This window comes from Noviherbaspirillum sp. Root189 (genome assembly GCF_001428545.1).
Taxonomy (GTDB): domain Bacteria; phylum Pseudomonadota; class Gammaproteobacteria; order Burkholderiales; family Burkholderiaceae_D; genus Noviherbaspirillum.
This window is the reverse complement of sequence record NZ_LMHZ01000033.1, coordinates 1-12,286: the sequence shown is the minus strand read 5'-3', so window position 1 is coordinate 12,286 and position 12,286 is coordinate 1. Positions and strand designations below refer to the sequence as shown.

The following is a 12,286-nucleotide window of genomic DNA, read 5'->3' as shown; positions in this document are numbered from 1 at the left end:
GCATATGGACATAATGCACCGACATCATCAAATGATGGTCCCAGAGGCCAAGCCTAAAACGTCTAGTTGAGGGAGAATTCCGCGCAAGGGTGGCTTTTGACCCAAGCGCATCCGCTATAAAGGTCGGCAATCAAATTGCAACTCTACATTCTCGTCAAGAATGGCCTTGACCTTCCCTCCATAGGAAGGGCTACCTTGAGCTCGGCAAACGAATACCGGAGTTGAAAATGGAAGAAATGCATTCTCTCGCTGATGAGATTCTTGCGGCATTCCAGAGGGCTTGGCGAGAAGGTGACATGGAAGTTGCCGACCATCTTTTAAACGCGCTTGAAGTACTTGCCCTTCGGGAACAAGCCCGAGAGGTGGCTTGTTCGATGCGCTGCCGCCACGTTCCGCACTGATGGCTCGCTTTAGTCCGGCTTTTCGCTGTCTGACTAGTATTTAAGCCGATTAGTGCTCGGGGTCCTTGATTTTTCCAAATACTTCAACTACTATTGAATTGAATATTTCAAGGATAATCGAAATGGAAATAAAAGGCGTTATTGCTGCCCTTGCTGCACTTGCTCAGGAGACTCGGCTTGCAGTCTTCCGCCTCCTTGTACAAGCCGGACCTGGGGGACTTGCGGCTACACAGATTGCCGAAGGCGTTGGAATCGCTCCCTCCCTTCTGTCATTCCACCTGAAGGAGCTGCTACATGCCGACCTGGTAACGCAGACGCGGGAAGGACGCTCGCTTATCTACGCGGCCAATTTTGAGGCTATGAACGGTTTGCTTGGATTCTTGACCGATAACTGCTGCGGCGGGAACGTCTGTTCTCCTGTCCGCGTTTCCAACTGTTCCAAAGAAGGAGCTTGCTCATGAAACGCTTGCACGTACACGTCTCCGTCGACAATCTCGCCGACAGCATCAAGTTCTATTCCGGCATTTTTGCGTCCGAACCGACCGTCGTGAAGACGGACTATGCGAAGTGGATGCTCGATGACCCACGCTTAAATTTCGCCATCTCTCAGCGCGGAGCCGAAGTGGGCCTGAACCATCTCGGCATCCAAGTCGAGTCGGCCACAGAGCTGAGCGAAATGCAGTGCCGCTTCGGTGCTTTACAGCCCGACGTGAAGAAGGAAGAAGGTGTGGCCTGCTGCTACGCCAAGTCCGACAAATATTGGGCAAACGACCCCTCCGGAATCGCGTGGGAGACCTTCCATACGCTCGACACCATTCCGGTTTTCGGCGAGCCCAACAAGACTGCCGCACCAGGGGAAGCTGCTATGGGTACAGAAGCATGCTGCGTTCCGCTCGCTAAGCCGCGTATCAAGCTCTCCGCGGACAGTCCGTGCTGCGTGCCGAATACGCAGAAGGGCACGACCGGCGCCTGCTGCTAAGACATGACGCTGCTTCGACTAGCTACGTCCGAAGACCTGCCGGCAGTCCTCGCTCTGCTTGAGGACGCCGGCCTGCCGTACCAGGACCTGACAGCTAGGCACCTCGCGGATTTCCTAGTTGCGGAAGGTGGACAGTCTGTCCTTGGGATAGTCGGGCTGGAGCGATACGGCGAAGACGCGCTCTTGCGCTCCATAGTAGTGCGACCCGAGAGCAAGTTCACAGGGCTAGGGACGCAACTGGTCGATGCTGTACAAGAGCACGCCCGGCGAACCGGTATTGGAACTCTGTATTTGCTCACCACAACCGCCGCTGATTTCTTCGCGCGTCGCGGGTACGAAGTCATTGAGCGCAGCACGGCGCCTTCCTCGCTTCAGAAAACAACCGAATTTTCAAGCCTATGTCCGTCGCAGGCTACATGCATGCGGCGGCGCCTCATCCAAGAACTTTAGGGAAAATCATGACTGACAAGAAATTCAACGTGCTGTTTCTTTGCACGGGTAACTCCGCTCGCTCCATCATGGCCGAAGCACTCGTAACCACGATGGGACACGGCCGCTTTCAGGGTTTTAGTGCAGGCAGCAAACCGGGCGGCAAGGTCAATCCTTTTGCCGTCGAGCAGGTGAAGAAGACCGGCTACCCGGTGGACAACCTTCGCAGCAAGAGTTGGGATGAGTTCGCCGCTCCGGATGCGCCGCACATGGATTTCATCATCACCGTTTGCGATAACGCCGCAGGGGAAGTTTGCCCGATTTGGCCTGGCCATCCCGCAACTGCTCACTGGGGCTTTGAAGACCCAGTGGCCGTCGAAGGTTCGGATGAAGAAAAGCGGGATGCTTTTGAAAAAATATTCAAGCAAATCATGGCGAGGATGAACGCCTTCGTCAGCCTTCCACTGCATATGCTGGAGAAGCATGCTATCCAGCACGAAATCAAAAAGATTGGCGAGACACCGGTATGACAATGTCTCGTAGATTAGCCGGGGAATTTCTCGGGACCGCATTCCTGCTTGCGGTTGTTATTGGCTCCGGCATTATGGGCGAGCGACTGGCCGGGGGTAACGTCGCCATTGCGCTGCTTGGCAACACGCTGGCAACCGGTGCCGGCCTCGTCGCATTAATCCTGACCTTCGGTCCCATCTCAGGTGCCCATTTCAATCCAGCTGTCACGCTGAGCGATGCCTGGTTTGGTCAGATTCATTGGCGGCATGCCACGATGTATATCTTGGCGCAAATCGCGGGGGCATTTGTAGGCGTTGCTGCAGCCCATGGGATGTTTCAAGAGGCAGTGTTCTTCGCTTCACAGCATGCCCGTACCGGGCCCTCGCAGTGGTGGAGCGAGTTCGTGGCGACGTTCGGGCTGCTGGCCGTCATCATCAGCTGCTCCAGAACTCGGCCGACCAGCACGCCGTTTGCAGTCGCCGCCTATATCACAGCTGCCTACTGGTTCACGTCGTCCACGTCCTTTGCCAACCCGGCCGTTACTCTGGCGCGCGCCGCGTCGGACACATTCGCCGGTATCCGGCCGCAGGATGTTCTTGGGTTTATCGTTGCTCAGCTATTAGGTGCCGCCGCCGCCGTTGTCGTATTCAAATGGCTATTCGCCACAAGCAAAGAGGTCTCTCCATATGGAAATCAAGATTTACCACAACCCCAGCTGCGGGACGTCCCGTAACACCCTCGCGCTCATCCGCAATGCCGGCATCGAACCGCAGGTCATCGAATACCTGAAGGCTCCACCAAGCCGGGAAGAGCTAAATGAAATGATTGCAAAGTCAGGCCTGACCGTACGGGAAGCTATCCGGGAAAAGGGCACGCCTTATGCCGAGCTTGGCTTGGACAACCCGAATTTGACAGACGACGAACTGCTTGATGCCATGGTGGCCAATCCGATTCTCATCAATCGTCCCTTTGTCGTGACGCCCGTTGGTGTTCGCCTGTGCCGTCCGTCCGAAATAGTGCTCGACATCCTCCCGTTGCCGCAGAACGGCCCGTTCAGCAAGGAAGACGGGGAAGTTGTCATCGACGCCGAAGGCAAAAGGGTCAAAGACAATGGTTGACCTGTCAAATCTACCGAACATCAGCGCCCCACATCTTGATGTCCCGACGCAGGAGAAGCTCGACGCAACGAAGGTGTCAACGCATCCGCCGCGCATTCTGCTGTTGTATGGTTCGTTGCGTGAGAAGTCCTATAGCCGGCTGCTTACCTTGGAGGCGGAGCGGATTTTGCAGCACTTCGGTGCTGAAACACGAGTCTTTGACCCGCAAGGTCTTCCAATGGTGGATAGCTGTGCTCCTGGCCATCCAAAGGTCCAGGAATTGCGGAAGCTGTCCGAGTGGTCTGAAGGTCAGGTATGGTGCAGTCCTGAAAGGCATGGGGCTATGACCGGGGTGTTCAAGTCTCAAATCGATTGGCTGCCATTGGAAATCGGAAGCATTCGGCCTACCCAAGGACGGACCCTAGCGGTGATGCAGGTATCAGGAGGGTCCCAATCCTTCAATGCGGTGAACCAACTTCGGGTTCTCGGTCGTTGGATGCGGATGGTGACCATCCCGAACCAGTCATCCGTAGCGAAGGCTTACCAGGAGTTTGATGACAACGGTCGCATGAAACCGTCGTCCTACTATGAGCGTCTGGTGGACGTCATGGAAGAGCTCTACAAGTTCACCTTGCTTGTACGGGACCGCTCGGACTACCTGACAAGTCGATACAGTGAGCGCAAGGTAACGTTTCCGGAGCTTGCTACAACCTTAGCCGCGGCAGCAATGAGCCATGAGACGTTACCTGACGAAACGAAGGACGAGCTGGAATAATGGTTGATGTCTCGCAAAGGTATAAAACGCCTGACATCAACCATTGTCTGTGATGATTTTATTGCAGACGTTTTATCAACAAGTCCCAGAAGTGCTCCGACGCCCCCTCCTGGGACAGCTTTTGTCCTTGTTGCCCTCCGAACGATTGCATGCCCAACGGTTTCAAGTACATCAATTGGCTATCGCTCTCAACGTGCACCATCTCATTGGACGTTCCACGAGGGACGGATGTACCGTACGCAAAGGCGATGCTATTGCTTCGGCTTCCGAACCCATCAATGCGTATCGTGCAATCTGCAATACTTTTCCCGTCTTGATACACAACAGCGGTGAACTGGTTTGCATCAATGCGATGGTATTTTCCCTTTATGCCGGGATTGCGCGCTGAAAGCTCCTCCAACGAGGTTTCGAAGTACCGAGCCATAAAATCAAACGAATCCCGAAGGAACTCGTCACGGTCATAATCCGTGAACTCCTTTTTTAAACGCAAATTACTTGACCGAGGTCCGATAGGGCCGCTCACAGAATTTTCGACACTAAACGGAGAAACTATTCCAGTCGGGCTAGCTCCTCGTGAACTTGTCGATGGATTCGGCGAAGAAGTTTTCGGCACGGCCGTTATGGCTTGACGAACCTGTCGGGCGACGTCAGTAAATACTTCATCTTGGTCGGGCCATGAGGTCACGGCTTTTCCATCTTTGGGCGCAGCCAAGAGGCTGCCAAATGGAGCGCTATGCCAGTCGCATGGCCTCAAGATAACCGGTACCACACGTGCGGTGCCTTCCTTATGCCGCTCAAGGGCACGTTTCATCTCGCGCGAGTAGCAATACGTTGATGCGATAAAGCTTGAGCTGACGAGAAGCAGAATTACGTCCGCTCGCTCCAAGTTTTCGTTGATTGAATCATCAATATTTGACCCGGCGAGAATGCGGCGGTCGTGCCATGCCTCAATCAAGCCTTGATGCTTCATCAATGCTAGATGCTCTTCAAGTTTGTCCCTGAGCGCTTCGTCAATATGACTGTACGAGAAAAATACAATGGCCATCTAATTCCTATTCCCTTTATCGATTTGCACTGTGCCTTCATCACATCCACAGTTATGTGCCACAACAGCTACGTATAATTTTTGCAAAATTCTACATGCCTCGACAGGTTCAAGACCGGGGTGCCGCTGCCAAAAAGCCACTAACCTAGTACCAGAGCGAAACAGCGCCGCGCTTGATACGGCGTGCCCATCCACAAATACTTCCAGAAAGTCTCATGCTGCACTGAAATCGGGTGATAATTTAGGTGTGATAGTATACCCCCCTATGGTATTTATGATAGAGGCAAACGTTGGCACATACAGCTCGTGAAAAGACAAAGTTACTGAACCGCGTGCGCCGCATCCGCGGCCAAATTGAAGCGGTTGAGCGTGCGCTGGAAAACGAAGCGGGCTGCAGCGAGGTTCTGCAGCTACTGACAGCAACTCGCGGCGCAATGAACGGCCTGATGGCTGAGGTCATTGAAGACCATATCCGTGAACATGTCGCTAGTCCCGCGATTCAGAGCGACGCTGAACGTGCTAAGGGGGCTGACGAGCTAGTTGAGGTCGTTCGGACCTACCTGAAGTAGAGCAAATAGATGGCTGTTAAATCACCTTGTATCGAGCTATGCAAGTTCGACGGCAGAACGGGTTTCTGCACAGGTTGCCTTCGAACCGCGGCTGAAGCACGGGAGTGGAAGAAGATGACGGACCATCGACGCCACCAAATCATCAATGAACGCACACGCCGAGAAAAGAAGCTGGCAGGCAAATAAACCGGCGGCACCTGAAAGAATTTTTATGAGTACGACAAAGCACCACGACAACCCGCTCTCCGCTTGGGTTCACGACCACATTTTCGATGAGGGGAGCCCTGCGGCGGAGCGCAGTACCCGCCTCGTAATGTGGATTACCGCAGTAATGATGGTCGTTGAAATTGCCGCCGGATGGTGGTTCAACTCAATGGCACTGCTGGCTGACGGGTGGCATATGAGCTCCCATACATTGGCAATTGGACTCAGCGCCTTTGCTTACTCAGCTGCCCGTAAGTACGCAAAAGACCCGAGGTTCGCGTTTGGGACCTGGAAAATTGAGATACTAGCTGGCTACACAAGTGCAGTTTTCCTGCTTGGTATTGCAGCAGTGATGGCGTTTAGCTCCATCGAACGAATCTTTGCGCCTGAGCCTATCCATTACCGAGATGCGATTGTCATTGCAGTAATCGGACTTGTGGTAAACATTGCTTGCGCCTTGATTCTTGGCGGTGCGCACCACCACGGTGAGCATGGACATCACCATGGTCATGAGCACGGGCACCATCATGACCATGACAACCATCACGGGCATCATGACCTCAACCTCAAGTCTGCTTACGTGCACGTTATCGCAGATGCGGCCACATCGTTCCTGGCGATTGCTGCACTAGTGGGAGGATGGCTTTACGGATGGAATTGGCTGGACCCGGTAATGGGTATTGTCGGTGCTGTACTGGTTGCAGTCTGGGCAAAGAATTTGATTGTAGACACAGGCAAAGTGCTGCTAGACCGCGAAATGGACGCTCCGGTCGTTGCTGAAATCCGGGAGGTCATTGAGGCTAACGACAACATCAAGCAAACCAAGCTGGTCGACCTGCATGTCTGGCGAGTTGGGCAACGTTTCTATTCCTGTGCGCTAAGCGTAGTTACCGACGATACGAGTCTAACTGTCAGCAAGATTCGAGATGAGCTGTCGATACATGAGGAAATTGTGCACTCCACAATTGAAATCCATTACCGGGCCAGTAAAACCTGACAACGCAAGAATATGGAAGGAAGAGCTGCCAGCCTAACTTGCAGCTCTTTCTTCCTCTGGAGGTGGCACTTTCCGGCACAACGCCAAAAGCAGCAAATCGTAGGTAATCTTCACGCCGCCAGCGACTACCAGCGGCCAGCCGAAGGCAGAGGCGCTCAACATATAACCTGCGAGCATGGGACTGAGGGCTGAAGCCAGACTTCGAGGGACTGCGGTAACGCTGGCGGCGGCGGCACGCTCTTCTGGTGGCACGACAGCCATAACATAGGAGCTTCGTGTCGGGACGTCCATCTGGGACAGCGCACTTCTTGCCAGAAGCAAGGCTATCGCCCATCCAAGCGTTGGCATGAAGGGAGCAAGTATTAGGAAAATGCTGGATGGCAGGTGCGTGAACACCATGGTGTTGACCAATCCGATACGGTTGGCAATCCGGACCGCTACCAAGTAAGAGAAAGCCGACAGCACGCCGGTCCAGAAGAAAATCGTACCCGTCACAATGGTGGACAGCTCAAACTTCTGGTACAGCCATAAGGCAACGAGCGACTGAACCACAAAGCCGCACCCGAACGAGTCAAGGCTGAATAATGCGGCCAAGGTAAAAACAATTTTTTTCGATTTATGCAAAGGCGCTGCAGTTACCTGTTCACTGGTGTCTGCATGCTTGGGGATATGACGGTAGATAAGGGCGCACACCACACCTATCAGTCCGTACAAGACAAACAGCGCTTGCATGACCAGTTGTCTTTCGACTTCAAATTTGGTCACTGCGTAATCTGGGACGGCCGCAAAGAGTGCTCCCGCCGCTGCAAGCAGCGACCCAATTAGGCTATAGCGGGCAAATACGGCTGTCCGCTGCTTGTCCGGCACGGTACGCGACAGCAATGCATGTTCGAGCGGTAGGAAAACGCTAACATCCCCACTTGACGGGTTGAGCGTCCCAACTGCCGCCACGATGAGTAAGGGCCAGAAATCGCTGATTGTTGCAAAGCCAAGCCCAGTTGCTGCCATGAGAACGGCCGCGGCTAACAACAGAGTGTGCGACTGGAACCGCCAAGCATGCAGTCCAACAATCAGCGTGAGCACCCCGGACCCAAGCAGTGTCGCCGTCGCAATGATGCCAACTTCGAACGGCCCCATCCCAAGCGAAATCAGATAAATCGGCAGCAGAAGGCTGATGTATCCGTCAGCAAAAGCTCGTAGGCCCCGCACCCAGAGGATTCGTGTCAGGAGCGGACTGGTCATTGCTTGGTTAGGCCGTCATACGCGAAGTCGTCGAACAAGGTGACGCTGTCAGCTTTGGTCCAGACCCCGACTCGCCCAGCATCCGGAATATGGCTGTCACTGGCTTCGATGTATGCCTTCCCGTCAAGCGAGACTTGGATAGCATTGCCTTTGTAGGTCACTTCCAGTACGTGCCAAGAATTCGGGGCAACCGGCGCATTGACGTACTTTATTGTTTTTCTTGCGCCGTTCTGCATGTGGTACAGAGAGACATTGCCTTCGAGCGCATTGGCCCGCGCAATATAGTACGTTCCACTGTTTTTCCATCGCCAGACGAGTCCGCCGGCCTGGTCTTCCCTGCCCGCCACTGGCTTGAACTTCACTCTCACAGTGCCATCGGCGGCCGATATTCCTGACCGTACGCACCATGCGAAGGTGGCTGGGTCTTCATGCTTGAGCACGTTTGGAAGGCTAGGAGCGCTTGTATTGGGCTCTACTGACCACCGTTGGCTTCCCTTGCCTGTGACTCCACAAGTCCAGCCTGCTGGTGGCTGGCCTGCCGTGTCTACGTCGAAATTGAAGGTTTCAGCTGCTGTGTTGAAGGCGCACGCCGACAAGCCTGCAGCTATAAGATACGTTTTCACTTACTGCTCCTTCGAAGACAAGTACTTGTCTTCGCCTTATTTTGGCGCCCCTAGAGCGTTTCGCCCTGACATTGCCGACACCACGCATAGAGCGCGTCATACATGACCATTCCATGCGAAAGCATTTCATGGTCGTCTTTGAAAGTCGCTGATAGACCCATCGATATTGCGTATAGCCCGGCCGATTCCGGGGTGAGTTCGAGCTTCGAGGTGTCGGCGCCGCGCACGATGCCTGCAAGCTGCCCGAGTACCGGGTCAGTCAGGTCATACTTTTTCAGAAAAGCGTCGAAGCTGCAGTGGTCGCCGACATGCGACATTTCGACGCCCGGCACATCGTAAGGGACTGCACCGGTATCCCGTGCCACTGTCAATACGTCATTCGCAGGAACATAAAGAAATTCAGGTTCCTTGTCGATGAATCGGCTGATAAGCCAAGGGCAAGCAATGCGGTCAATCTTTGGACGTTCCCGGGTTACCCATTTCATCGTCGCCTCCTTTACGGTTTGGCTCGTACTGGCTTACCTTCTTCAACCCAATGTTCGAATCCACCTTCCAGGTACCGTGCTTTGAAGCCAGCTTGCACAAGTGCATCGGCGCATCCTTGGCTGACTTGATGTCCGTGCACGCAATACACGATTACCTCACGCTGTTTATCCAACGTGGATTGCCATGTGTTGATTTCCTCCGGATTGCACCAAACTGCCCCTGCAATAACGCTGCTGCTGGCGTCAAATACCGGTTTTCGTCTGACATCGACAATATGCACCGGGGTTTTCTTTGTCAGGTCGAGCAAGTCGTCTGTATTGATTGAAGTGGCCATGTTCGTCAGTTCCTTTACGCACGAAGAAGGGGATAGAGAACCAATCCAATGGCTGCCGCTGCTGCGATGATGACCGGCTCCTGAAGCTTCTTGAACTTCCAGAGCAAAGCTGCTGTAACGAGTGCAATGACTGCTGTCGGGATATCGACGATGGAGCGCTTGGCAATGACAATGACAGAGCCAGCGATGGCGCCAATGGCGGCAGCCGTTATTCCGTCAACAAAGGCTACGACCCCGGGCAACTTTCCATACTTTTTGAAGTAAGGCGCCGGGATAACGGTGAACAGATAGCAGGGGATGAAGGTTGCCAATGCCGCTACGGTGGCGCCGGGCAAGCCGGCAATCAGGTATCCAATGAAGCCTACCGTGATGACCACCGGGCCAGGCGTAATCATGGCGACTGCGACCGCATCGACGAACTGTTTCTCAGTCAGCCATTGATGCTCAGTGACCGTGCCGCCATACAGGAATGGCACGATAGCGAGCCCCGAGCCGAAGACGAATGCCCCAGCTTTTGCAAAAAACAGGCCGATCTGCGTGAGCTGAGAAACATCTGCCGAACCGAAAAGACTGCCAGCAATCGGCGCCTGCGTCAGCGCAGCGGCGTTCAAGCTGCCTTTGTTTAACCACTTTGGCGGTGCGCGCAGTAACCAGACAAGGGCGCCCGCAGCGATGAAGAGCCACGCAATTTCAGACTCGGTTATCACCGTGACGACCGCCAAGACTAAATAGATGGCCCATAGCAGCTTATCCTTGCCGACGCTCTTTTCGGTTAGTTTCTTGGTGCTCATCGCGATGATGCCAATGACTGCGGCACCGACCCCATAGAACACGGCCTGCATCCAAGAGATGCCGCCAAAGCGCACATAGGCCCAGCCCAGCGCGACCACCATCAGGAACGAGGGAATCACGAAAGCGAAGCCTGCCAGCGTAGCGCCAAGAAGACGGTAATGGACATAGCCCATGTAGATGCCCAGCTGCGCGGCCATCGGTCCAGGAGCTAGCTGGGACAACGCCAGTCCTTCCTTGTAATCAGCCTCGGTAATCCACTTCCGGTCTTCTACCAGGTCACGATGCATGTAACCGACCAGTGCAACCGGGCCACCGAAGCCCAGCGTGCCGAGCCGAAGCATGTACAAGACCATTTGCCAAAGGGTATAGGTAGGTTTTTCGAGCGAGGTATTCATGACGTACGTTCTTTGTTGAAATGCGTATAGAGGGAATCGAGCACGGTGCCAATTTCGGTAAGAAGAGCGTCGTCATTGTTGAGCCGCGTACGCGCACCGGTCAGAATGGCTTCAAAACCTGCGGCCTCCGGCGGGATAACACCCCCAACGTCAAGGGCATGAACGAGAGCAGCGAGCTTTTCCATGCCAGGCGTCATTTCGATATTGAAGCTGGCTAGCAGCACCTCAAATGTGACCTTATCGTCGACGTGCGTGAATGCTGCGTCGTCAAAGTCGAAGCCGAGTGCAGTCGACGGGCACTGAGCCGGGCTGTCGAGCCATAGGAACTTGGCATCAGAGTCAATGAATCGTCGAATCAACCACGCACTGGCGACCCGGTCGACCCAAAGGTTGCGACGCGTGGCCCAGGTGCGGCCTTGATAGTCCGTGCGAGACAAACTCGGAATTGGACGTTCTTGGGGGTGAGGCTCTCCTGGCGACAGCAATGCATTGGCAGCTTCCTCAAAGTCGGCCCATGCTGCTTCAGCATCGAGCGAAGTCTGATTTGGAAAGAAGTCGATGCGCAAGATGGCATCCCGCTCTTTTCGGAGACGCTTGAGCGTCTTTGTGATTTCTGCCGGGGTTTGAGATGGAAGTGCTTTTCGAGCCTGAGTCAATCCGGCAACTATTTCGGCGTATTCGGACGACCTGTCAAACAATGCCTGGAAGGCCTGGTTATCAACTTCTGAGCGTGCTGTGACATCGACTACCCAAGCTTGTCCTCCATCTGTATTGGTTTGACTAGCCAAATCATGTAGGGCTTGGGCATGGCCTTCATCGTCGACAAGCAGGTAGGCGCCGTCCCGTAAAGAAGCACAGCCTAGCGACTTGATACCGCGCCATAGGCGCATGCGCGCCGTGGCCCCAGAGGTTGGCAGCGATGCAATCAGCAAAAGCCATGTGGTTTTATTTTCATCCATGTAATGTAGTCTACAAAATGTAGAGTAGATTACAAGAATAAATTGCAACAAGATGAAGAAACACCTCGGCCCATGGGGTTTTTCTTTGAAAGCATGTAAAAAGGAAGAACTGACTATCATGTGCGGGCTTCATAGAGATGGCGGCATGTTTGCCGCCCCTGATTGGAATCCCTGCAAAGCTACTCTTGGAGAGTTGTATGCATAGCGGCGTTTTTTACGCACTCATGGCGGCAGTCCTGTTTGGTGCCAGCACGCCGTTTGCCAAGATATTGGTTGGTCAAGTTGCGCCAGTTACCTTGGCTGGATTGCTCTATTTAGGCAGCGGCATCGGACTTCTTGTCTGGTTTGTCTGAATCGCCCCTGGTTTCATAGACACTTCCGAGCCTTACAATTTGGCTAAAGGGAGGTGTTATGAGCGGCAAACGGTACACAGAAGAATTCAAGGTGGA

Annotated in this window: 17 protein-coding genes and 1 pseudogene; 11 read left to right on the top strand and 7 right to left on the bottom strand. The window is 54.0% G+C overall.

Annotated features, from left to right (window positions below; genetic code table 11):
• Positions 1-523: 523 nt before the first annotated feature.
• From ASE07_RS18465 to arsH, 7 genes are read left to right on the top strand one after another with little or no spacing between them, the layout of a single operon-like run.
• A complete protein-coding gene (locus ASE07_RS18465) occupies positions 524-862 on the top strand; it encodes an ArsR/SmtB family transcription factor (RefSeq protein ID WP_057292302.1) in 339 nt (112 codons plus the stop codon).
• On the top strand, positions 859-1,380 hold the full coding sequence (locus ASE07_RS18460; protein WP_057292301.1) for an ArsI/CadI family heavy metal resistance metalloenzyme: 522 nt from the start codon (positions 859-861) through the stop codon (positions 1,378-1,380). Before ASE07_RS18465 ends, ASE07_RS18460 begins: the two co-directional genes overlap by 4 nt.
• A gap of 3 nt (positions 1,381-1,383) precedes the next feature.
• Positions 1,384-1,830 (top strand): arsenic resistance N-acetyltransferase ArsN2, encoded by a 447-nt coding sequence (arsN2, locus tag ASE07_RS30800; protein WP_057292300.1) that lies wholly within the window; start codon positions 1,384-1,386, stop codon positions 1,828-1,830.
• Positions 1,831-1,838: 8 nt separating this feature from the next.
• A complete protein-coding gene (locus ASE07_RS18450) occupies positions 1,839-2,339 on the top strand; it encodes an arsenate reductase ArsC (RefSeq protein WP_057292299.1) in 501 nt (166 codons plus the stop codon).
• A gap of 2 nt (positions 2,340-2,341) precedes the next feature.
• A complete protein-coding gene (locus ASE07_RS18445; RefSeq protein ID WP_235548527.1) occupies positions 2,342-3,052 on the top strand; it encodes an MIP/aquaporin family protein in 711 nt (236 codons plus the stop codon).
• On the top strand, positions 3,006-3,437 hold the full coding sequence (arsC, locus tag ASE07_RS18440; RefSeq protein WP_057292297.1) for an arsenate reductase (glutaredoxin): 432 nt from the start codon (positions 3,006-3,008) through the stop codon (positions 3,435-3,437). The genes ASE07_RS18445 and arsC overlap by 47 nt, the downstream gene beginning before the upstream one ends.
• Positions 3,430-4,191, top strand: coding sequence for an arsenical resistance protein ArsH (arsH, locus tag ASE07_RS18435; protein WP_057292296.1), 762 nt, complete (start codon positions 3,430-3,432; stop codon positions 4,189-4,191). Before arsC ends, arsH begins: the two co-directional genes overlap by 8 nt.
• A gap of 58 nt (positions 4,192-4,249) precedes the next feature.
• Here the strand turns inward: arsH and ASE07_RS18430 are convergent, their stop codons facing one another.
• On the bottom strand, positions 4,250-5,236 hold the full coding sequence (locus ASE07_RS18430) for a toll/interleukin-1 receptor domain-containing protein (protein WP_057292295.1): 987 nt from the start codon (positions 5,234-5,236) through the stop codon (positions 4,250-4,252).
• A 290-nt stretch (positions 5,237-5,526) separates the two neighbouring features.
• Between ASE07_RS18430 and ASE07_RS18425 the strand changes: the two genes are divergently transcribed.
• Genes ASE07_RS18425 through dmeF form a run of 3 tightly spaced genes read left to right on the top strand, consistent with a single transcriptional unit; the run spans position 5,527 to position 7,006 of the window.
• Complete coding sequence (locus ASE07_RS18425) at positions 5,527-5,805, top strand: metal/formaldehyde-sensitive transcriptional repressor (RefSeq protein ID WP_057292294.1); 279 nt, start codon at positions 5,527-5,529, stop codon at positions 5,803-5,805.
• A 9-nt stretch (positions 5,806-5,814) separates the two neighbouring features.
• Complete coding sequence (locus tag ASE07_RS28235; RefSeq protein ID WP_082584268.1) at positions 5,815-5,991, top strand: DUF1289 domain-containing protein; 177 nt, start codon at positions 5,815-5,817, stop codon at positions 5,989-5,991.
• 25 nt (positions 5,992-6,016) lie between these two features.
• Positions 6,017-7,006 (top strand): CDF family Co(II)/Ni(II) efflux transporter DmeF, encoded by a 990-nt coding sequence (gene dmeF / locus ASE07_RS18420; protein ID WP_057292293.1) that lies wholly within the window; start codon positions 6,017-6,019, stop codon positions 7,004-7,006.
• A gap of 33 nt (positions 7,007-7,039) precedes the next feature.
• Here dmeF and ASE07_RS18415 read toward each other — a convergent pair whose 3' ends face one another.
• From ASE07_RS18415 to ASE07_RS18390, 6 genes are read right to left on the bottom strand one after another with little or no spacing between them, the layout of a single operon-like run.
• Positions 7,040-8,248: an MFS transporter gene (locus tag ASE07_RS18415; protein WP_057292292.1), complete on the bottom strand. Its 1,209-nt coding sequence runs from the start codon at positions 8,246-8,248 to the stop codon at positions 7,040-7,042.
• A complete protein-coding gene (locus ASE07_RS18410) occupies positions 8,245-8,871 on the bottom strand; it encodes a hypothetical protein (RefSeq protein WP_156396751.1) in 627 nt (208 codons plus the stop codon). Before ASE07_RS18410 ends, ASE07_RS18415 begins: the two co-directional genes overlap by 4 nt.
• Before the next feature lie 50 nt (positions 8,872-8,921).
• Positions 8,922-9,356 (bottom strand): chromate resistance protein ChrB domain-containing protein, encoded by a 435-nt coding sequence (locus ASE07_RS18405; RefSeq protein WP_057292291.1) that lies wholly within the window; start codon positions 9,354-9,356, stop codon positions 8,922-8,924.
• 11 nt (positions 9,357-9,367) lie between these two features.
• Complete coding sequence (gene chrE, locus ASE07_RS18400; RefSeq protein WP_057292290.1) at positions 9,368-9,691, bottom strand: rhodanese family chromate resistance protein ChrE; 324 nt, start codon at positions 9,689-9,691, stop codon at positions 9,368-9,370.
• 14 nt (positions 9,692-9,705) lie between these two features.
• Entirely contained in the window at positions 9,706-10,878 is a 1,173-nt protein-coding gene (locus ASE07_RS18395; protein ID WP_057292289.1) for a chromate transporter, read from the bottom strand.
• Entirely contained in the window at positions 10,875-11,837 is a 963-nt protein-coding gene (locus ASE07_RS18390) for a chromate resistance protein ChrB domain-containing protein (RefSeq protein ID WP_057292288.1), read from the bottom strand. Before ASE07_RS18390 ends, ASE07_RS18395 begins: the two co-directional genes overlap by 4 nt.
• A gap of 197 nt (positions 11,838-12,034) precedes the next feature.
• On the opposite strand from ASE07_RS18390, the pseudogene ASE07_RS28940 reads away from it, so the two are divergent.
• Positions 12,035-12,178, top strand: a pseudogene (locus ASE07_RS28940) (EamA family transporter); the annotation flags it as partial.
• Between the last annotated feature and the right edge of the window lie 108 nt (positions 12,179-12,286).

Coding starts and splice junctions, on each gene's coding strand:
- ASE07_RS18465 (WP_057292302.1), top strand. CDS start 524: ATGGAAATAAAAGGCGTTATTGCTGCCCTTGCTGCACTTGCTCAGGAG.
- ASE07_RS18460 (WP_057292301.1), top strand. CDS start 859: ATGAAACGCTTGCACGTACACGTCTCCGTCGACAATCTCGCCGACAGC.
- arsN2 (WP_057292300.1), top strand. CDS start 1,384: ATGACGCTGCTTCGACTAGCTACGTCCGAAGACCTGCCGGCAGTCCTC.
- ASE07_RS18450 (WP_057292299.1), top strand. CDS start 1,839: ATGACTGACAAGAAATTCAACGTGCTGTTTCTTTGCACGGGTAACTCC.
- ASE07_RS18445 (WP_235548527.1), top strand. CDS start 2,342: ATGTCTCGTAGATTAGCCGGGGAATTTCTCGGGACCGCATTCCTGCTT.
- arsC (WP_057292297.1), top strand. CDS start 3,006: ATGGAAATCAAGATTTACCACAACCCCAGCTGCGGGACGTCCCGTAAC.
- arsH (WP_057292296.1), top strand. CDS start 3,430: ATGGTTGACCTGTCAAATCTACCGAACATCAGCGCCCCACATCTTGAT.
- ASE07_RS18430 (WP_057292295.1), bottom strand. CDS start 5,236: ATGGCCATTGTATTTTTCTCGTACAGTCATATTGACGAAGCGCTCAGG.
- ASE07_RS28235 (WP_082584268.1), top strand. CDS start 5,815: ATGGCTGTTAAATCACCTTGTATCGAGCTATGCAAGTTCGACGGCAGA.
- dmeF (WP_057292293.1), top strand. CDS start 6,017: ATGAGTACGACAAAGCACCACGACAACCCGCTCTCCGCTTGGGTTCAC.
- ASE07_RS18415 (WP_057292292.1), bottom strand. CDS start 8,248: ATGACCAGTCCGCTCCTGACACGAATCCTCTGGGTGCGGGGCCTACGA.
- ASE07_RS18405 (WP_057292291.1), bottom strand. CDS start 9,356: ATGAAATGGGTAACCCGGGAACGTCCAAAGATTGACCGCATTGCTTGC.
- chrE (WP_057292290.1), bottom strand. CDS start 9,691: ATGGCCACTTCAATCAATACAGACGACTTGCTCGACCTGACAAAGAAA.
- ASE07_RS18395 (WP_057292289.1), bottom strand. CDS start 10,878: ATGAATACCTCGCTCGAAAAACCTACCTATACCCTTTGGCAAATGGTC.
- ASE07_RS18390 (WP_057292288.1), bottom strand. CDS start 11,837: ATGGATGAAAATAAAACCACATGGCTTTTGCTGATTGCATCGCTGCCA.